Origin of the sequence: Yersinia sp. Marseille-Q5920 (genome assembly GCF_946902935.1) — a bacterium.
GTDB classification, from domain to species: Bacteria; Pseudomonadota; Gammaproteobacteria; order Enterobacterales; family Enterobacteriaceae; genus Yersinia; species Yersinia rochesterensis.
The window spans coordinates 24667-44525 of record NZ_CAMPQA010000006.1 but is presented as its reverse complement, the minus strand read 5'-3'; the positions used below and the strand labels follow the sequence as shown (position 1 = coordinate 44525).

Here is a 19859-nt window from a genome sequence, read left to right as displayed (position 1 = left end):
CTGGTCGTGAACCGACTATTACGCTGGATTTTTACATTATGCGTGGCGTATCCGGTAGTGCTGGTATGGCTGGGGGTTTCTGTCTGGCAGCGAAAACAATTGCCCCTCAAAGGGCCAGCTATTGTAGTGGCAAATCATAATAGCCATCTGGATATATTGACGCTGTTTACCTTATTCCCACTCTCAACTTTGTCGCAGGTTCATCCGGTGGCTGCTGCCGATTACTTTTTACGTCATCGTGCTATTGCCTGGTTCGCGATTAAAGTGATTGGCATTATTCCGGTAACGCGTGGTGGCGCAGGTAAGGGCAGTGACCCGTTGGCAGGATGTATTGAGGCGCTAGCCAATAATAAAATTGTCATTCTATTTCCTGAAGGGACGCGCGGTGAGCCAGAGAAATTTTCTGAGTTTAAATCGGGTCTGTGGTATTTGAGCCGACAATTCCCTACCACCCCGATAACCCCAGTATATATGCAGGGTTTAGGGCGGGCGATGGGTAAAGGACAGCGTATTCCAGTGCCATTCTTTATTGATATTTATGTTGATAAACCTTTGTATTTCCATGATGACAAACAGATATTCCGAACCGAATTACAGCAGCGGTTTATCACTTTGCAACAGCTCGCTACAAGGAAAATACCGTGACTCAAGGACATCGTGTTGCTCAGGAACTGACCTTCACCACCAGTGACAAGACGGCATTATTCTACCGTTGCTGGCCCGCGCAGAATGGCCCGGCAAAACGTGTGATAGTGCTGTTTCATCGTGGTCATGAACACTCGGGGCGCTTACAGCATATTGTTGATGAATTGATGCTGCCGGATGTGACATTTTATGCTTGGGATGCGCGTGGGCATGGTCAGTCACCGGGGGACCGAGGATACAGCCCAAGTTTGGCGCGTTCGGTGCAAGATGTTGATGAATTCGTCCGTTTTGCTGCTGTTGATAGCCAAGTGCCGATGCAGGATATTATGGTGGTTGCTCAAAGTGTTGGGGCGGTGCTGGTCTCGACCTGGGTACATGATTATGCGCCCAAAATTCGCGGTATGATTTTAGCCTCACCGGCGTTTAAGGTAAAATTGTATGTGCCGTTTGCTCGCCCAGGATTAACTCTGATGCACCGGCTTCGCGGGCTGTTTTACGTTAAATCCTATGTTAAAGGTAAATTCCTGACCCATGATGCATCGCGAGTGGCCAGTTTTGATAACGACCCGCTGGTTAGTCGCCCGATTGCCGTCAATATCCTGTTGGATCTTTACCGTGCCGCCGAGCGCATTGTGCAAGATGCCGCGGCCATAACCCTACCAACACAATTGCTGATTTCCGGCGATGACTTTGTCGTTCACCGTGCGCCGCAGCAGAAATTTTATCAGCGACTCAGCAGCTCGGTGAAAGAACAGCATATATTGCCCGGCTTTTATCACGATACTTTGGGCGAGCAAGACCGGCAACTGGCCTTCGATAAGATGCGAGTCTTTATTGAACGGCTCTATGGCGAAAAATTGCCTCAGCATAGTTACCGCTATGAAGACCGCTGGAGCGTCAGTGCCGATTGCTATCGTGCGCTGCAAGTGCCGCTGAAACCTTACTCTGCCGAAGGGCTGTACTATAGCGCATTGCGTTATGGCATGAAGACGTTGGGCAGCAGTGCTACCGGAGTGCGTTTGGGATTTGAAACCGGTTTTGACTCGGGCAGTACGCTGGATTATGTCTATCGCAACCAGCCGGAGGGCAAAAATAAGCTGGGGCAGTATATTGATAAACAATACCTTAATAGTATTGGTTGGCGCGGCATTCGCATGCGCAAAGTGCATTTGCAGCAAAGCATTCAAATGGCACTTCAGCAGTTGCGCGATAAAAACATGCCGCTGCGCATTGTGGATATTGCGGCAGGTCATGGCCGCTATGTGTTGGATGCGCTGACTGACCAGCATGATGTTGAGCAAATTCTACTGCGAGATTATAGCGAGCTGAATGTGGATAAAGGGCAAGCCATGATTGCAGAGCGTAATTTGACCGCGGTTGCGCGTTTTGAAAAAGGCGATGCTTTCGATCGAGATTCATTGGCAAGTTTGGCCCCAAATCCGACACTGGCTATTGTTTCCGGTTTATATGAGTTATTCCCCCAAAATGACATAATTGAGGCGTCATTGGCGGGGCTGGCGGCGGCGGTTCCTGCCGGAGGCGTATTGATTTACACCGGCCAACCTTGGCATCCGCAACTTAAAATGATTGCCCGTGCATTGACCAGCCATCAAGGTGGACAACCTTGGGTTATGCGAGTCCGCAGTCAGGGCGAGATGGATGCTCTGGTTGAGCAGGCCGGCTTTGATAAATGTCATCAACTGATTGATGAGTGGGGTATTTTCACGGTCTCTCTGGCGGTGCGCCGTGCTGATGACTGAGGGGGATAGTACGGTAACACGCAAGCAACTCTGGCGGCGTGCTGTGCTGTGGCTGTTGTTGCTGGCTCCACTGTTTTTTATCAGCTACGGCCAGACCAATCAGTTTACTGCCAGCCGCTCCGGGGTAAGTAGTGTGGTGTATGGTTGGGAGCACCATATTCCTTTTTTGCCATGGACGATTGTGCCCTATTGGAGTATTGACCTGCTCTATGGTCTATCATTATTTATCTGCACTTCGTTGCGCGAACAGACTCGCCATGCACTCAGGTTAATCATGGCATCGCTGGTGGCGTGCCTGGGCTTCCTGCTGTTTCCACTCAAATTCAGCTTTATTCGCCCAGTCACTGATGGGCCTTTCGGCTGGTTATTTCAGCAACTCGAACTGTTTGATTTGCCTTACAATCAGGCACCGTCATTGCACATCATGCTGGCCTGGTTGCTGTGGCTGCGCTTTTGGCCACATTGCCAAGGGATATTGCGTTGGCTGATAACCGGCTGGTTTGCATTGATTGCAGTATCTGTCCTGACTACCTGGCAACACCATGTCATTGATATTGCAACGGGATTAGCAGCGGGAGTGATTGTCAGTTATCTGATCCCGATAAAAAGCCATTGGTGCTGGCAACGACCCAGTCGCTCATCCCTGAAACTGGCACTTTGGTACGGTAGCGCCGCCTTATTAGTGGGAGGGCTAGGACTAGGGTTACAAGGTGGGGGTTATGTGCTGGTGTGGCCTGCACTTTCTTTGCTCGCGGTGACGGCGGGTTATTGTGGTTGGGGGATTGGGGTGTTCCAAAAAGAGGCCGATGGCAGACTATCGCCGTCAGCACGGCTGCTATTATGGCCTTATCGATTGGGGGCCTGGCTGTCGATGTATGCGTTCACCCGCCCCTTGCCGCAAGCGGTACCTGTGGCTGATGGTGTTTTTATCGGCAGTTATCCACGAGCACAGCTATTACAGGCAAGCACATTGGATGTCACAGCAGAATTTAGTCGCAGCGATTATAGCCGCAATAAACCTTATATATGCTGCCCATTGATGGATTTAATGGTGCCCAATCAGCAGCAACTGGCTCTGGCGGTCACAAAACTTAATCAATTACATCAGCAACATGGCACAGTTTTGGTGCATTGCGCGCTGGGAATGTCTCGCAGCGCGCTGGTGATTGCCGCATGGTTACTTGATCAAGGGCGAGTTGCTACACCGCAAGCAGCGGCTGAATTATTACGGCAAGTTCGCCCACAAGTGGTATTGCAGCCTCAGCATTTGCAGGCTCTTGCGCAAAGAAGGAAAATTACATGTTAAATCACCCGGTGGCTGGGCAGGTTCTGACAATTCATCTTGCCAGTTGGCGTTATCTTGCTGCGTTGACTGTGCCGCCGATAATCTTTGCCCTGTGGGGTGCCGATAGTATTGTCGCGGGATTGTTACTGCTGTTGGCGGGTGTGACACATTATTATTGTTGGCGCTTATGGCTTGATGAGCGCCTATTTACATTGCTCTATGCCCACGAGCCACAAACGGCAGATTTTGATGCTGCATTGGCACAGTTGTGGGGGAAAAAAACGACGGATGGGCGCTCGTTAGACTCGCGCTGGCTAGGGGCGGCTAAATTGTTGCGGCGTGCGATGGTCAGCAGTTTATTATTGTGGTTGCTAATGGTTGTTGCACCCGTGACTGACTTGATAGCCGTGCAGTGAGAAATTATTATTGGCAAAGATAATAAAACGGCGCAGTATCAGCGCCGTTTTATTAATCAGGGAACAGAAAGGTCTAAGGGGCTTTTTTCTTGCCAAAAATCTTCAGTAAAGCGCCAACGGCACAACCAATCACTACACCTAAAATGACCCATTCAGTAAATGACATATTCAGACCCTTTTATTCGTTTGGCCTGATTATATAAACTATTCCCTACTTGTCCATGCTTGGGCAACTCAACATTGATAGCTCCACGGCCTTACAGCTTCGCTAACATCTCTCGGGTGACCAGTACAATTCCACTTTCCGAACGATAAAAACGACGAGCATCTTCATCCGCGTTTTCACCAATCACCATGCCTTCGGGGATAACACTGGCACGGTCTACGACACAGCGATGTAGCCGGCAAGAACGCCCCACATTGACGTCGGGCAGTAATACACAAGAATCGATATTACAGAATGAATTGACTCGTACTCGAGAAAATAACACCGAGTTGACCACGACTGAGCCGGAGATAAAACAGCCGCCTGACACCAACGTATTCATGGTCATACCATGGCTGCCAGAGCGATCTTGTACAAATTTTGCCGGTGGCAATGGCTCGGCATAGGTGCGTATCGGCCAATGTGAATCATACATATCTAATTCTGGCGTGATAGCCGCTTGGTCGAGGTTTGCTTGCCAATAGGCATCTAATGTCCCGACATCACGCCAATAATAAGGGGCGTCGGGTGAAGTGGAAACACAAGATAATGAGAACGGATGTGCCCAAACATGGCCCTGTTCGGTGATTTTAGGCAGAATATCTTTACCAAAGTCATGGCTGCTGTTTTCGTCCGCGTGATCGCTCTCAAGTAGACCAAACAGAAATTCGGCGTTAAACACATAAATTCCCATACTGGCCAGACTGCTATTAGGCTTTCCGGGCAGAGTGGGAGGGTCTTCAGGTTTCTCCCAAAACATTTTCACTTGTAACTCTTCGGAGACCTCCATCACACCGAAGGCCGTTGCTTCCGCCTTGGGCACTTCGATACAGGCCACGGTGCAGGCTGCACCACTTTCTACGTGATCGAGCAGCATGCGAGAATAATCCATCTTATAAATATGATCTCCCGCTAAAATCACTACATATTCAGCATGATAGCGGCGAATAATATCTAAATTCTGGAAAACCGCATCTGCGGTGCCGGTATACCAGTGCTCCCGCCCCTGGCGTTGTTGCGCGGGCAATAAGTCCACAAACTCATTCATCTCTTCACTGAGAAATGACCAACCATGCTGGATATGTTGCACCAAAGTATGGGACTGATACTGCGTTATCACGCCGATGCGACGAATACCTGAATTAAGGCAATTTGATAGTGCGAAGTCGATAATGCGGTATTTTCCGCCGAAATGAACAGCGGGCTTTGCTCGGACAGACGTAAGATCTTTAAGACGTGAACCGCGACCACCTGCAAGAATCAGGGCTACGGCTTTATTGGGAAGTTGTCTGGCCGACATGACTCTATCGATATCACCTGCTTTCCGCATGTCAGATTCCTTATCATTTGTATGTATAGCCGCTGGATTATGGGCTATATCCATCAATCCTAATGTGCCAAATACTGCCCGGATAATGACCGGATTTATGCCTCCTTTAAGTATAAGTATCGTCAATAACATAATCGGCTAATTATCGTTATAACAATGAGAAGCGAATCAAATTTAGCGTGTTCAGGTTGAAATTTTACGTCAACTCACTTCATGGATGGAGTGGCATTGCTTTCTACATTGTTAGGTTTGTGATCCTCGACCATACTCGATAGGGCAAAAGTATTCGTAGTTTTAATAAGGATATAAAATTATGACAATAGCAAAAGAATATCTGTGGTTGTCGGCACTCACTTTGGCGCTGAGTAGTTCTACGCTGAGTGCTGCACCGCTTGCAGCACAACCGACCGGTTACACTTTGGAGCGCGTGGTGATTTTGAGCCGCCACGGTGTTCGTTCCCCGACGAAACAAACACAGTTAATGAATGATGTTACACCTGACAAATGGCCTCAATGGCCAGTAAAAGCGGGCTATTTAACGCCGCGAGGAGCAGAGTTAGTCACCTTAATGGGCGGTTTTTATGGTGAGTATTTCCGCAGCCATGGGCTGTTGCCAGCGGGGTGCCCGGCAGACGGGGCCGTCTATGTGCAGGCTGATATTGACCAACGCACCCGCTTAACCGGACAGGCATTTCTGGACGGTATCGCCCCGGATTGCGGCCTGAAAGTACATTATCAAGCTGATTTGAAAAAAGTTGACCCGTTATTCCACACTGTCGAGGCGGGGGTCTGTAAATTGGACCCAACGAAAACTTATCAGGCTGTTGAAGAACGACTGGGTGGGCCATTAAGTGAGCTGAGTCAGCGCTATGCCAAGCCCTTTGCCCTGATGGGCGAGGTGCTGAATTTTACAGCTTCACCTTATTGTCAGTCATTGCAACAAAACAGAAAAAGCTGTGATTTCGCGACTTTTGCAGCAAATGAAATCAAAGTAAATAAAGAAGGGACAAAAGTTTCATTGAGTGGGCCACTGGCGCTATCGTCGACATTGGGTGAAATTTTCCTGTTACAAAATTCGCAGGCCATGCCCGATGTCGCCTGGCACCGTCTCAGCGGTGAAGAAAATTGGGTTTCATTATTGTCACTGCATAATGCACAGTTCAATTTGATGGCCAAAACCCCTTATATCGCCCGGCATAAAGGAACTCCGCTATTGCAGCAAATTGATACGGCATTAGTGTTGCAACGTGATGCTCAGGGACAAACCTTGCCGCTATCACCGCAAACCAAATTGCTGTTTCTCGGAGGACATGACACCAATATCGCCAACATTGCCGGTATGTTAGGAGCTAATTGGCAATTACCGCAGCAGCCCGATAACACCCCGCCAGGTGGCGGACTTGTTTTTGAATTATGGCAGAATCCGGATAACCATCAACACTATGTGGCCGTGAAAATGTTCTATCAAACGATGGAGCAGTTGCGCAATGCTGATAAGTTAGACTTGAAGAATAACCCGGCAAGAATTGTTCCGATTGCCATTGAAGGCTGTGAGAACGAGGGTGATAACAAACTTTGTCAGCTTGAGACTTTCCAAAAGAAAGTCGCCCAAGTGATCGAGCCTGTATGTCATATTTAGGCTGAAATTATTCGGAGTTAATGCGTATTGTCGAATAAGTCAAAAGACCACAGTGTAATAGGGTTTTGTAATGTGGGTTTATTATCTGTGGTTATTAACAGTGATTTATTATGATTAATGCTATATAAATAAAAGCCGGGGCTATCTATTAAATATAGATAAGCCCCAGAAGCAAGTGATAGCATCAATAAGACAAGTGTTCAATTAGCGGAAGCATTACAATTTAAGCATTATTAACCTAGTCTGACTAAATCGAAAGGCACATGGCGTTCACCGGTATGTAGCAGCTCTACAACCCGCTCGCGCTCAGCTTGTATAGGTGCCAAACCCTCGGCATGAATAGCCTTTGCTACGTCAATTTCTCCTGTTTGTGCGACCATGACACGTTTGCCTGGAATAATTTGGTTTCTATTTCTGTCATAGACCTTAACCATATTAACCTCCAATAGTTATCTGATAAGGTTCAATAGGTATCGGGTGTAAATTTCACACCTAAAATAAAACCAATATCTAAGATATAAACCTATTGTTAACATAAAACCGAACAGCTAAATAACTTTTACCTATGGACTTCGCTCAATAAGGTCAATTTGTTTGCCTCAGTTAAGCTATTATGGAGTTGGCTTACATACTGTGAAAAATGATATTTATTTTTTTAGTAGAGATCAAGTCGTATAAGCATTTTTTTATCATGTATAGGCTGGAATAAAAAACCCGCATTGTCAGCGGATTTTATGTAGGCAGTATTCAATCGCCAGCAATGTGCTATATCAGTGACTTTTGCGTTAAAGATTCCAGTATTTTTAGTGGGGATTGTTGGGGGTTCTTCATCCCCTCAACCGGTAACAGGAAAGTTTGTTCCAACATGAATTGCCCGCCCATCGCCGCGTGAGGCGTTTGATCTGAAAAACAGATCCAGCTACAACCCGCTGGGAAATCAATAGCTTGCTGCAAACCATTTTTTTGGTAATCAGAGTCTGACTTCATTTTATCGTGCAGTTGAAGCATTAAATGATCGTAATGACTGCGGCGGTGCTTGGTTATCCCGATTTTATGCTGCAACCAACTACTGACAGGGGAATAACTGTCGAGTTGCGGTAAATAGCGACTGGCTAATTGCGAAAAATCTTCCCCTATACGCCATGAGCGTGGCTCATTATGAGGGTTGATATTGGTGAAGATTCGGATGATTCGCTCACCATAATTAGGCCGTGAAGGGAAAGCATCCACATGTAAGCGGCTATCATCTTTACGCCAAGATGTTTTATCACGCCAGGCAGTAACCGGGTGCAAACGTAGGCTATTAGTTGGACTGTGTAGGGCAGAGATATAATCCGGCAGTAATTGATTCACCAGGCTGAGGCAATTCTGATAATAACGTTCGAGCAATTGACGGGTTAGTGTCACTTTGCTTTCATCAGTGACGCCGGTTAGTGTCCCCTCCAACGGCTTAAAGCTGATATTTTTACGTTTTACATCCACCAAGGCGGGGTCAAGCAGTTGCATTTCCTGTTCACTCAGCTCAAATGCCAAATGAGGCAGAAAAAGCACTTTACCTTGCTCCAGCGCCTCGACGGCACTGGAGTTTTGCGCGTTATCTTGACCCCAACGGGTATAGGGGAGCGTAAGAATCGATGAATCTGACGCGTTGCTTTGATTATTACTCATCAGCTATTCGCTTATATATATTAATTATGTCAAGAATAACTTTTAATTATAGATAAAATGAGGGCTAGGGTACAGATTTCAAATTTTACTTTCCTTGATCAACTGCACTAAGGGTGGAAAGCGTCGTATTATTGGGGATGACTTAACAATTGAGGTCTGAATTTCGGCGTGTTCTGACCAACGGTCAATAATCGTATCCAATTGCTCCATTGAATGAATATATAAACGACTAATGAAGCAGTCGTCGCCGGTCACTTTGTCACACTCAACACATTCAGGTGTTTCCTGAATCATTTCTTCAGTTATCCGTAGCATTCCTGCCCGCGGTTTGACACGTACAATAGCCTGCAAGCTATACCCGAATGCCTGTTGATTCAAATCTAGTGTGTAACTGCGGATAATATGACGTTCTTCGAGACGTCGTAAACGTTCAGAGGTACTGGGGGAGGAGAGGTTGACTTGTTGTGATAGGTCCTTCAAAGATATCCGTGCATTTTTTGCTAAAATAGTAATCAATTGCTCATCAATCTTGTCCATGCCTATCCACCTTTTATGATTCGAAACAATAGGATCATTATAGGTGTCATTTTAATATGTTCGCGGAATTTTCCTAATAAATATAATGAGTTTGATGAGAAAAAGGAGTGTTTGTTCGTGTTAGTCGCATCAACAAAGGCTTGGACAATATTGCCTATTGAAGCAGTAGTGCTCGCCGCCACTGATTTGTCTTTGAGAAAGTAGATTTGATACACAAAAGTATATCCTCTACCGGGGTCGGCAGTGGGCAAAGCCATGTTAGATCGTCGTGATTAATACCGGATAGCCGAGGTACTGGCCAACGATGCAGTTTGATTCGGCTCATTGGTACGCATAGATTTTTTTTTGCAAATAGGCTAAGTCATAGACATCATAAAAGTCTATTTCACCTTTATTACTAATAATATGTTTAAAGCGGATTTTAAAATCATCGCTGATATCCTTGCTATTTAATATTTCATCAATTGCCTGCGTTGATAGCGCACGGCTAAAGAACCATTCACCGTTATAGCAAACGCGTAAATCAAGAATACCAATATCGTCGAATTTAAATACGGGTTTGATTTCCATCATGAGAACAGCAGACATCAAGGCAAAGAAAACAGTGAAGGCAATCATATAACCCGTGCCAAAGTAGGGTGTTAAGTACATTAAAATTAAGACAAAAAAGTATGATATTAGCATCGCAAGGCAAAGGTAGGGGTGCTTGTAGACAAAATCTCTGTTAAATTTTAATCGACCATCTCTTTTTTCTTTCTGATTTATTCTTGCGATGTCGTCGGTTAATATTTTTTTAATTATGTCCATAATGATGACCTTGTAATTAATAACTAATAAAGTTAAACCATAATGGTTTGTTATATTTTAACATGAAAAGTTAAATTTAATGTATATCAGTTTAAGGAATTAGTTAGCAAAACTGTTATAGTTAAATAGGCAATTGAGTAGATATATTATTCATTCATCAGATGAAAACAATCGTTTTTTCTGAAATTTCACCTGATGAAATTTCATAGTGAAGCTAATTATAGCGCTGAACAGCCATCAGTGGTCAGGACAATTTTACCGATATGCGTGCTGCTTTCCATTAATTCATGGGCTTTAGCGGCTTCTTTCAGTGGAAATGTCTTAAATATCAGTGGTTTTACTTGACCATTACACAGCAATGGCCAAACGTGTTGCTCCAGTTCTTTAGCGATGAGCGCTTTTTCTGCCACAGTACGCGAGCGCAATGTGGATCCTGTGTGTGTTAGACGTTTTAGCAACATTAGCATCAAATTCAAGTCCTTGGCATTCCCATTTTGAGTGCCAATCTGCACGATGCGACCATTCATTGCGGCAGCTTCATAATTACGTGCGACATAATCACCAGCAATTAAATCGACAATAACATCGACACCTTTCCCTGCGGTGACTCGTTTAGCCTCGGCAACAAAATCGTCAGTGTGATAATTAATAGCAATATCTGCACCTAGTGCCAAACACGCCTGACGTTTCTCTTCTGACCCCACAGTGACGATAACTATTTTTGCGCCAAATGCTTTGCTCAACATTATTGCTGTAGTCCCAATACCTGAAGAGCCACCGTGAATTAAGACAGTTTCACCAGCGGTAAAATGATCCCGTTGGAAGAGGTTAGTCCATACGGTAAAGAAAGTTTCGGGTAACGCTGCCGCTTCAATTTCAGTGAGGTTAGGTGGAATAGGTAAAGCATTGGTTTCATGTATTACGCAATATTGGGCATAACCACCACCCGCGATTAACCCACACACTTTGTCTCCAATTTTAAATCGTGAGACATCAGCCGCAACCGCAACCACGACACCTGCGACCTCTAATCCTGGAATATCGGAGGCGCCCGCTGGTGGTGCATATTGTCCACGGCGTTGCATGACATCAGGGCGGTTAACTCCGGCAGCTGAAATCTTAACCAGTATTTCACCTGCAGCTGGCATAGGTGTCGGGCGATCGACGGGGACTAAGACTTTAGGGCCACCAGGTTGAGTAATCTCGATCGTGACCATGTTCGTTGGGAGATTAGTTAACAATGTCATAATATTCCTCTTGTAACATGAAGATACTGAGTCAGAAGCTATGCCTATGATTGAGTGATTATCTTAGCCCCGTAACGTAAATAATTCATGGAATGAATGTGCTTAACTTATGACACATATGCAAAAGACAAAATCATCAAAGGGGAGCAGAAGATAAAAAAGCGCCCAATAGGGTGGGCGCATAAATTTACAAAGGAGTACTACATGTATGACTCATTGCATGGCAATAATCGGGACTAAGAGATGTTTGGAACATAATGATATTAGTGGTGTTTCTCTTGGTTCTATATAGGTATTAATCCGAAATTATGCATTAACCCAGTGAAAATATCAGCTTCTCGTCTCCTGTTATATCTCACTTTTGTATTGCCAGCAGACCTGGTATTGATAAGTTTCACATGTCAGTAAGTTATCGATATGGACGCTGGGGCTCCATGAATCATCACCACCAACGCCCATATGGAAACCATCAATATTAAGCCAGGTACCTGGTTCTGGCTTAAGTAAATACTGATGGCTGGTCATCATGAGTTGCTGTGTGCTGTAACGACTGATACCAAAATGGAACGGCCCCGTTAATTGCCAATTTCCATAATTCAATGCATTAGTTTTGCAACGTAATCCATTTTCACTTGGGAATATGTAGGGGGTGTGCATCTGTTCAAGGGGTTGCGACCAGTGACCATATTGTGCCGAGAGTTGGCGGTCAGGATAGTTTTCGTGTGGTCCTAATCCCAACCAACTAACATTTTCAGAAATATCAGATAATTGGCAACACATACCGATTCTGGCCGGTGGGGGGAGCAATGTGGCAACTTGAACTCGGACATCAATGGTCATACGGCCTTGTTTATCAAAGCGATATAACCAATGAGTATGTAATAATTGTTCTTGGGCAAACTCATAGATATATTCAGCGCTGATTTGTATAGTCTGAGACAAGATATCCGCTTGTAAGGATAAACAACGTTGTTCCAGTTGATACATTCCTGCTTTTTTCCAGCGCTCAACCCAAGCATTAGGATCAATTTGTGTTGCTTCACTAATACCAATATCGTTATCCAGCGGTGCGCGGACAAATTGATCACGCAATGGAGTGAGCAATCTATTTTTCCCATCGACCCACCATTGTTCCATCAATCCGGTTTGGCAGCTAAATAGCCAGCGCTGCTGTTGATGAATCACAGTAATATATTCCGCATCTTGGTGCAGTTGGAGGCAATCAGACTCAGCTAAGCTAGCTAAGGAATTTTGGGGAACAGAGAGTGAATGCGGTAAACGCCATTGACGCCATGCACTACGATGATGCTTTGGTGACCAAGAAGTCTCTTTTACTTGCCTGACTTCAACATTTAGCCATAAATCACCTGGCTCACTGATGGTCGGTAATTGATCTGCCAATGTAAGGTATTGTGTGCTTTCAGGCGATAAATCTAGTGGGAGATTACCCTCCAAAACTGATTCTCCCTTTAACTCGATACGCCAATACAGGTGCTCGTTATCGCTGTTTTTGAACAGATATTCACTGGTAATGCTGACTACCAACGGTGTTGTGCTAAGCAACCCGAATTGGAAAAATTGCTGCGCGCATTGTGCTTCATACAGACTTGGGTGGGGGGTACGGTCAGGAAAAACTAATCCATTCATACAGAATTGTCGGTCATTGGGGCTGTCGCCAAAGTCACCACCATAAGCCCAATAAGACTGACCATTTTCATCATTACGGCTGAGGCTTTGGTCTACCCAATCCCAAATAAACCCCCCCTGTAGCCGAGGGTATTGGCGAAATGCTTGCCAATAGCGGGAAAACCCACCAAAACTGTTGCCCATTGCATGGGCATATTCGCACAAAATCAACGGACGAGATTCGTTTGGTAGACCAATCCATTTTTTTATCGCCCATTTAGGTACTGCTGGGAAAGGTTGGTCTTCATCCACTCGAGCATACATTGGGCAAATAATATCAGTAGCTTGGGTATTTGCACCGCCACCTTCATATTGTACTGGGCGAGTGGGGTCATTGGTTTTTATCCAGCGATAAAGTGCATCGTGGCTAGCGCCGTGACCTGATTCATTGCCCAATGACCAGATAATAATGCAAGGGTGGTTACGGTCGCGCTGAACCATCCGGGTAACTCGTTCGCTGAAAGCAGAAAACCACTGTGGATCGTCTGCCAACCGCCCCATAGGCTGCATTCCATGTGTTTCGATATTGGCTTCATCGACAACATATAAACCGTAGCGATCGCACAGGCGATACCACAGTGGGTGATTGGGGTAATGTGAACACCTTACGGCATTAAAGTTATGCTGTTTCATTAAAATGATATCTTGCAGCATACTTTCTTCATCTATAGCTTGACCTGTTTGGGGGTGATGCTCATGGCGATTCACCCCACGAATTAGTACCGCTTTACCATTAATCTTGAGTAGCCCTTGATGAATGGCCACTTGGCGGAAACCGACATCATAAGCTTCCGCTTCGATAAGTTTTTGCTGGTTATCAAGTAGCGAGATGACGGCTCGATAGAGCGTAGGTTGTTCAGCACTCCATAATAAGGGTTGCTCTACCCGTAGGTTTAGGAGAGTGCGATCAGCATAATTCCCTCTTTCATCAATTGCTTGAGTACCTAGAGGTTGTTGCAAACTGGTAACTAACGTATCCGCCAACCAAAGTTGCACCCGGATTTGATAGGCTTCGATCACTTGCGTGTTATTGATATCAATCAATGGAATATTAACTGCCGCCATCACATCTAAATGGGCGGAGCTGAATTCGGGCGATAAATGCGTTGTGATATGAACATCCCGCAAATGAATATCAGGCTTGTGTAGTAGGCTGACATCACGAAAAATCCCGCTCATGCGCCACATATCCTGATCTTCCAGATAGCTACCATCACTCCAACGCAATACAAGAACGGCGATGCGGTTATTGTTTGCTTGCAAATAAGGAGTGAGATCGAATTCGGCGGGCAGGCGACTGTCTTGGGAATACCCAACCCACTGGCCGTTACACCACAGATAGAATGCGGAACTCACGCCATCAAAAATAATGCGGGTTTGCCCTGACGAGAGCCAATCGGGATCTAAGGTAAAATTATAAGAATAACAGCCTGTCGGGTTGTCCTGTGGCACTCGCGGTGGGTCAACGGGAATTGGGTATCGCACATTGGTATAAATCGGGGTGTCGTAACCATGGAGTTGCCAATTTGAAGGGACTGGTATTGACGCTGATCCTGGGAAGTCTTGCTCAGCCCATTCATCGGGTACTGATTCAGGCCGCGTAAAATAACTAAATGTCCACTGCCCATTCAGTAATTGCCGCTGTGGGGAATCATTATCATCTTGAGCGGCACTGATATTTCTCCAACTGTAAAATGGAGGGTGCGCTTCAAGGCGGTTGTACTGTGTTATTTGTGGGTTTTCCCAATCTCGGCGAGATAAAATCTGTGATAAGGCTGGTTTAACCCGCTGTTTAACTTCTTGCTGTACCGTCATCATTTCAGCCTTATCTTTTGCGAAATTGAGCTTGTTTTGTTAGCACTACTTTGAACAGTAATTAAATGTTATGCGCTCACAATTTTGATGCGTTCAAGATGAATTCAGCCGAAAGTAAAGTAAATAGCTGTGAGTTAAATAGTCGAGAACGATCGCATTTATTCGTTTTTGTACCGTGCAGGATTAAAAGAGGCTGTAGTCTGGCGTATTATCAGTTCAGTCTCTAATGACAACGATTGAGAGGGCGGCTCAATCGTATGGTGTAGCCTGACTATCAGTCGGGAAACACTTTCTTCCCCTAATAATCTGAAGTTTTGTCTTATGGTGGTCAGTGGAGGCTGGAAATAGGCGCTGTCCGCAGTATCGTCATAACCAATGACAGAGACCTCTTTCGGCACCTCGATATTGTATTCGTGCAGAGCGCGCAGTACGCCTAGCGCCATTTGGTCATTAGCGACCAGGATGGCGCTAAATGGAGTATTACCGGCGATAAGCTTCTGTGTCGCCTGATAACCACTTTGTGCATTCCATTCTCCGTGATAAACCGCTTGTGGTGAAAGTGAGGCGTTATTCAATGCCTGCAACCACCCCTGGTGGCGCAATTGGGCTGAAATAGCATCTTTGGGGCCGGAGATAAGCACTATTTGCTGATGGCCCAATGCGATGATGTAGTTTGCACCCTGAATTGCGCCTACTTTGGGATCAAATAAGACGCTGAAAGCCCCAGAACGGGGGTCAACATCAAGAAAAAGAACCGGCGTATCTGCACATTGTTCAGTAATTTCATGACTGCGTTTTGTCTTCAAAGGAACATTGACTAAAATCCCATCAACTCGTTGAGCCAGTAACTCGTTTATAGCTTGTTGGCAGGCATGTTCACTATGGTCATCGACCATGGCAATGACCACGTTATACCCCAGTTGGCGGGCTTTTCTTTTTATTGCGGCAGCTATTTGCGAAGGAGCATGTAAAGAAAGGTCAGAGGTCGCTAGCCCGAGAGTCAGGCTATGCTTGCCTGCTAATTGCTGTGCTACCCGGTTAGGAATATAGTTCAGCTCAGCTATAGCCAATTCAACTTTATTCCGGGTTTTTAGCGAGACATGAGGGGCTTGGTTTAAAACACGGGATACCGTTTGATAAGAAACACCCGCCTGGCGTGCGACATCATCTAAAGTGGCAGACTTGTGCTTCATGTATTTCTCTCAAAAATAGGTGAGTGTTTATGATAGCAAATTCAAGGGATAAACTTTCAGCCCAAGTAACAAACATGATTAAAACAAAGCATCAAGAGTATAATAAATAGCTTTTTTGGTCTTATTTTAGTCATGCACACAAGAATCTTCCGCTTGCTTGCTAAAAAGAGTTGCTATTAAAAGCCGGTCATGAGTTAATGCGTCTCGGCCTGTGGTACAGACCTATTTATGCACGACATCTTGAGTAAAGTGGTTCATATTTAAAGCGTTATCGTTGATAGCTCTTCACTGACGAATTTCCTTCATAGTGCCTCCATAAGTAACGACTGATAACCGGCTATAACACGCCCATGGTGGCAAAATTTTTTAATAAAGGAAATACACATGTCTAACATGATGAAAGGTCAAGTAAAGTGGTTCAACGAGTCTAAAGGCTTCGGTTTCATCACTCCAGCTGATGGCAGCAAAGACGTGTTCGTGCACTTCTCTGCAATCCAAGATCAAGGCTTCAAGACCCTGGCTGAAGGCCAGAATGTACAGTTCTCTATCGAGAACGGTGCTAAAGGTCCGTCTGCAGCAAACGTAACTGCAATCTAATTGGCCTTTGGCTGATTATAAAAAAACCCGCTAAGGCGGGTTTTTTACTTTCTAGTATGAAGCAAACTGCCTTATTCACTCTTACTTTCCTCCCGCCTGCTGATTTCTTCTACATACTCTCGGTACGAACATCGTCCACTCTCATTTTTCTGCTTAAATATATTCATCAAAAGCATACACTTGATTGTGCGTAAACCTTATCATTCTCACCTAATTTTGTACTACACTAGCAGCATTGACTTAATCAAAGGTAATATCATGAAAGTAAATGATCGGGTGACAGTAAAAACCGATGGTGGCCCACGCCGTGAGGGGGTTGTTTTAGAGGTGGAACAGTTCAGCGAGGGTGTTATGTATCTGGTTTCACTGGAAGATTACCCCGCAGGTGTTTGGTTCTTTAATGAAATTGATAGCCATGATGGCACCTTTGTTGAGCCACTTCATCAATAGCGTTTGCAACCATTTTATCTGCCTGACGCACAGTAAGTGACAATAAAAAACCGGAGGAAGGTGAGAGCCTTACCTCCGGTTATGCTATCAGCTTTTGCAATCATAGCTCGGCTGAATTGTCGTTAGCGATAACTCAGAAAGTTTCCCAATTCAGCGAGTCATCGGCAGACTTTTTATTTCCGCCAGTTTTATTCTGTCCCCCTGATGAAGGCGTTGGTGTTTTAAGAGAGGGAGTTGAACTGCGACCATTTAAATGGAAGACTGCAACCGCCTGGGTCAGTATCTCGGCCTGTTGCTCTAAAGAAGCCGCAGCTGCTGACGCTTCCTGCACTAAAGAGGCGTTCTGCTGTGTTACGTTGTCCATCTCGGATACCGCTTGCGCAACCTGACTGATGCCGCGGCTTTGTTCATCAGAAGCTGATGCAATCTCGCCCATAATATCAGTCACATGCGTGACGGCCATGACGATCTCTTTCATTGTCTTACCCGCATCAGAGACCAGAATTGAGCCATCACCAATAAGATCAACCGAGACTTCAATCAACGATTCTATCTCTTTTGCTGCGTCAGCGCTGCGCTGCGCCAAATGGCGAACCTCGCTGGCGACGACTGCAAATCCACGGCCTTGTTCACCTGCTCGGGCCGCTTCTACCGCAGCATTCAACGCCAGAATGTTGGTTTGGAAAGCAATGCTATTAATGACGTTAGTAATTTCAGCAATTTTCATTGAGCTGAGGGATATTTTATCCATCGTGTCGATAACATCATTCACGATATCGCCACCTTGGGCTGCTTTACCTGATGCATTCGCAGCCAGTTGGCTGGCATGGTGGGCATTTTCCGCATTTTGTTTAACCGTTGCAGTCAGTTGCTCCATGCTAGCTGCTGTCTCTTCAAGTGAAGCGGCTTGTTGCTCCGTTCGTGCTGAAAGATCCGTATTGCCCAGTGCGATTTCGCTGGAGCCTTGATATATAGATTCGGCACTGCTGCGTACGGCCTCAACCGTGGAAGCTAACGAATCTTGCATTTGTTGAATATTATGACCTAACACACCGATTTCATTGCGGCCAAATGCCACGGGGCTTTGTGTTAAATCCCCTTGAGCAATACGTTGAATACGCACTACCAACCAGTTAATCGGCTTGATAATGACCTTGCTGATCACTAAAAAAGCGATTATTGTCAGTAAAATAGCCAGAATAAAGGCACCACCCATCAGTATGTAACCGAGGTGCGCTTCTTGCTGAGCCGACTGATTAATTTGGTTGGCGAGTTCTGTACGATATTTAAATGCTTTTAGCAGCGGCTCGTTATAGGCGTCATCTAACGGATTAAGTTTTTCTGCCTCTAACGAGATAACTTCTTCAAAATGCCCCTCTTTAGTCGCTTCCAGCATGAGTTTCATGCCATCGTCGCGATATTGTTCATAAGCTTTTTTCAGTGGGCTATCTAAGGCGATATCAGTTTCGGATTTAGTGGGGCGGTTATAGTAGAGATCAAACATCTGTTGCGACTGAGTAATAAGATGTTCTGCATTCTTCAAGCCCTGTTGATAACCCGTGGCATCACCAATACGTGCCGATGATGCTGCTTGAATCAGAATAAGTCGTGCAGTACGCAAGTGGTTTGAGCTGTTAGAGAGCCCTAGGCGTATATCCAGTTCTTGAGTCGCTTCTTCAAGCGATTGGTTACTTTGTTTCAAGAAGTAGCCAGATGTACCAATTGCCGCTGCAAATAAAAGCAATATTCCCGCCAAAATGGCGATAAACAAAGTAACCAGACGCATATTATTAACAAACAATACTTTCGTCTCTTTATTATGTTCTGGCGTTATTTTTAAATCCAATGGCTTATGCGTACTTCCACGTTTCATTGTCAGTTCCGTTTCTATAGTCGATCGAGGAAAGGTCCTTGCCTGATATACTCATACATTCGAAGTTGCCGCTTTGTCAGCTGTCTGACGGTAACATCAATAATTGGAGCACTGGCATCGCTACTTAAAATTAATCCACCCCTATATCTAAAATAATCTCAACACTCCTTTAAGAACCTATCGGCAACAGACCTAAAATAGTTAGGGTTATAAATGAGATCGCGCTCTCATTTTTGGTGAAAGGTTCATTGCATTTATGTAATAACGTCAAGGACTTGATAGGTGTCCCTGGTTCAATGCCTTGCTGTACTTGCTAGGTTAGGAATGTTAATGGAGTTCACCGCGTAGGTATTTTGCCTCGAGGCGATATCGTCGTTCTCCAATAAATTATTTTGGGTAGTTTGGGGTAATCTTCGGTTGTTGTTTTCTGGGGAGGTCTTATTTATAGCAATAGGATATCCAGCAGTGAAATAGGATTAATTTACGTCTTATATTTTCGCTATTATCCTTATTATTTTAATTGTTCTTAATCGGTTTAAGTTTTGTTTAGAAATATAACCTTTACATGATTATCACAGACAACTATACTCTTGAAAAATTTCGGTGGAGAAACTAATGGATACGCAAAGTAGTAGTCAAATAAGCAAGGCAAGCTAACTTATCTCCCGACCGATTTGTTGCTTGCCGAAACATGGCGGGCAGCACC

Annotated in this window: 15 protein-coding genes and 1 pseudogene; 7 read left to right on the top strand and 9 right to left on the bottom strand. The window is 45.1% G+C overall.

Features of this window, described 5'->3' with window-relative positions; translation table 11 throughout:
* Window positions 1-6: 6 nt before the first annotated feature.
* The 4 genes from OVO64_RS10270 to OVO64_RS10255 are packed head-to-tail and all read left to right on the top strand — an operon-like array spanning window position 7 to window position 4106.
* Window positions 7-645: a lysophospholipid acyltransferase family protein gene (locus tag OVO64_RS10270; protein WP_038633862.1), complete on the top strand. Its 639-nt coding sequence runs from the start codon at window positions 7-9 to the stop codon at window positions 643-645.
* A complete protein-coding gene (locus OVO64_RS10265) occupies window positions 642-2405 on the top strand; it encodes a bifunctional alpha/beta hydrolase/class I SAM-dependent methyltransferase (RefSeq protein ID WP_038633859.1) in 1764 nt (587 codons plus the stop codon). The genes OVO64_RS10270 and OVO64_RS10265 overlap by 4 nt, the downstream gene beginning before the upstream one ends.
* Window positions 2398-3711, top strand: coding sequence for a phosphatase PAP2/dual specificity phosphatase family protein (locus tag OVO64_RS10260; RefSeq protein WP_038639593.1), 1314 nt, complete (start codon window positions 2398-2400; stop codon window positions 3709-3711). Before OVO64_RS10265 ends, OVO64_RS10260 begins: the two co-directional genes overlap by 8 nt.
* Entirely contained in the window at window positions 3705-4106 is a 402-nt protein-coding gene (locus OVO64_RS10255; RefSeq protein ID WP_072089133.1) for a hypothetical protein, read from the top strand. Before OVO64_RS10260 ends, OVO64_RS10255 begins: the two co-directional genes overlap by 7 nt.
* Window positions 4107-4363: 257 nt before the next feature.
* Here OVO64_RS10255 and glgC read toward each other — a convergent pair whose 3' ends face one another.
* Complete coding sequence (gene glgC / locus OVO64_RS10250) at window positions 4364-5641, bottom strand: glucose-1-phosphate adenylyltransferase (RefSeq protein ID WP_038633853.1); 1278 nt, start codon at window positions 5639-5641, stop codon at window positions 4364-4366.
* A gap of 313 nt (window positions 5642-5954) precedes the next feature.
* Here glgC and OVO64_RS10245 point away from each other — a divergent pair, with 313 nt between their 5' ends.
* On the top strand, window positions 5955-7280 hold the full coding sequence (locus OVO64_RS10245) for an AppA family phytase/histidine-type acid phosphatase (protein WP_145509543.1): 1326 nt from the start codon (window positions 5955-5957) through the stop codon (window positions 7278-7280).
* A 233-nt stretch (window positions 7281-7513) separates the two neighbouring features.
* Here the strand turns inward: OVO64_RS10245 and ydfZ are convergent, their stop codons facing one another.
* The 7 genes and pseudogenes from ydfZ to OVO64_RS10210 all read right to left on the bottom strand — a co-directional run bounded on the left by ydfZ (window position 7514) and on the right by OVO64_RS10210 (window position 16233).
* Complete coding sequence (ydfZ, locus tag OVO64_RS10240; protein WP_038633846.1) at window positions 7514-7714, bottom strand: putative selenium delivery protein YdfZ; 201 nt, start codon at window positions 7712-7714, stop codon at window positions 7514-7516.
* Between the two features lie 331 nt (window positions 7715-8045).
* Window positions 8046-8948: a Kdo hydroxylase family protein gene (locus tag OVO64_RS10235; RefSeq protein ID WP_038633843.1), complete on the bottom strand. Its 903-nt coding sequence runs from the start codon at window positions 8946-8948 to the stop codon at window positions 8046-8048.
* Window positions 8949-9026: 78 nt separating this feature from the next.
* The gene (locus OVO64_RS10230; protein ID WP_038633840.1) at window positions 9027-9485 is read right to left on the bottom strand and encodes an Lrp/AsnC family transcriptional regulator; all 459 of its coding nucleotides are present in this window, start codon (window positions 9483-9485) and stop codon (window positions 9027-9029) included.
* A 272-nt stretch (window positions 9486-9757) separates the two neighbouring features.
* Window positions 9758-10292 (bottom strand): annotated as a pseudogene (locus OVO64_RS10225) (YlaC family protein).
* Window positions 10293-10510: 218 nt separating this feature from the next.
* The gene (locus OVO64_RS10220) at window positions 10511-11539 is read right to left on the bottom strand and encodes an NAD(P)H-quinone oxidoreductase (protein WP_038633835.1); all 1029 of its coding nucleotides are present in this window, start codon (window positions 11537-11539) and stop codon (window positions 10511-10513) included.
* Between the two features lie 348 nt (window positions 11540-11887).
* The gene (locus tag OVO64_RS10215; RefSeq protein WP_267248787.1) at window positions 11888-15040 is read right to left on the bottom strand and encodes a beta-galactosidase; all 3153 of its coding nucleotides are present in this window, start codon (window positions 15038-15040) and stop codon (window positions 11888-11890) included.
* Between the two features lie 158 nt (window positions 15041-15198).
* The gene (locus OVO64_RS10210) at window positions 15199-16233 is read right to left on the bottom strand and encodes a LacI family DNA-binding transcriptional regulator (protein WP_038633830.1); all 1035 of its coding nucleotides are present in this window, start codon (window positions 16231-16233) and stop codon (window positions 15199-15201) included.
* Window positions 16234-16617: 384 nt separating this feature from the next.
* Here OVO64_RS10210 and cspE point away from each other — a divergent pair, with 384 nt between their 5' ends.
* Together cspE and dsrB are read left to right on the top strand one after the other, a co-directional pair.
* On the top strand, window positions 16618-16830 hold the full coding sequence (gene cspE, locus OVO64_RS10205; protein WP_002210893.1) for a transcription antiterminator/RNA stability regulator CspE: 213 nt from the start codon (window positions 16618-16620) through the stop codon (window positions 16828-16830).
* Window positions 16831-17088: 258 nt separating this feature from the next.
* Window positions 17089-17280, top strand: a complete 192-nt coding sequence (gene dsrB / locus OVO64_RS10200; protein WP_004708108.1) for a protein DsrB — start codon at window positions 17089-17091, stop codon at window positions 17278-17280.
* Window positions 17281-17413: 133 nt separating this feature from the next.
* On the opposite strand, the gene OVO64_RS10195 is transcribed toward dsrB, so the two are convergent.
* Complete coding sequence (locus tag OVO64_RS10195) at window positions 17414-19153, bottom strand: methyl-accepting chemotaxis protein (protein WP_038633826.1); 1740 nt, start codon at window positions 19151-19153, stop codon at window positions 17414-17416.
* Between the last annotated feature and the right edge of the window lie 706 nt (window positions 19154-19859).

Excerpts from the sequence above, each read along its gene's own strand:
- OVO64_RS10210 (WP_038633830.1), bottom strand. The coding sequence starts at position 16,233 with ATGAAGCACAAGTCTGCCACTTTAGATGATGTCGCACGCCAGGCGGGT.
- OVO64_RS10260 (WP_038639593.1), top strand. The coding sequence starts at position 2,398 with ATGACTGAGGGGGATAGTACGGTAACACGCAAGCAACTCTGGCGGCGT.
- dsrB (WP_004708108.1), top strand. The coding sequence starts at position 17,089 with ATGAAAGTAAATGATCGGGTGACAGTAAAAACCGATGGTGGCCCACGC.
- OVO64_RS10255 (WP_072089133.1), top strand. The coding sequence starts at position 3,705 with ATGTTAAATCACCCGGTGGCTGGGCAGGTTCTGACAATTCATCTTGCC.
- OVO64_RS10235 (WP_038633843.1), bottom strand. The coding sequence starts at position 8,948 with ATGAGTAATAATCAAAGCAACGCGTCAGATTCATCGATTCTTACGCTC.
- glgC (WP_038633853.1), bottom strand. The coding sequence starts at position 5,641 with ATGCGGAAAGCAGGTGATATCGATAGAGTCATGTCGGCCAGACAACTT.
- OVO64_RS10245 (WP_145509543.1), top strand. The coding sequence starts at position 5,955 with ATGACAATAGCAAAAGAATATCTGTGGTTGTCGGCACTCACTTTGGCG.
- OVO64_RS10220 (WP_038633835.1), bottom strand. The coding sequence starts at position 11,539 with ATGACATTGTTAACTAATCTCCCAACGAACATGGTCACGATCGAGATT.
- ydfZ (WP_038633846.1), bottom strand. The coding sequence starts at position 7,714 with ATGGTTAAGGTCTATGACAGAAATAGAAACCAAATTATTCCAGGCAAA.
- OVO64_RS10215 (WP_267248787.1), bottom strand. The coding sequence starts at position 15,040 with ATGACGGTACAGCAAGAAGTTAAACAGCGGGTTAAACCAGCCTTATCA.
- OVO64_RS10230 (WP_038633840.1), bottom strand. The coding sequence starts at position 9,485 with ATGGACAAGATTGATGAGCAATTGATTACTATTTTAGCAAAAAATGCA.
- cspE (WP_002210893.1), top strand. The coding sequence starts at position 16,618 with ATGTCTAACATGATGAAAGGTCAAGTAAAGTGGTTCAACGAGTCTAAA.
- OVO64_RS10195 (WP_038633826.1), bottom strand. The coding sequence starts at position 19,153 with ATGAAACGTGGAAGTACGCATAAGCCATTGGATTTAAAAATAACGCCA.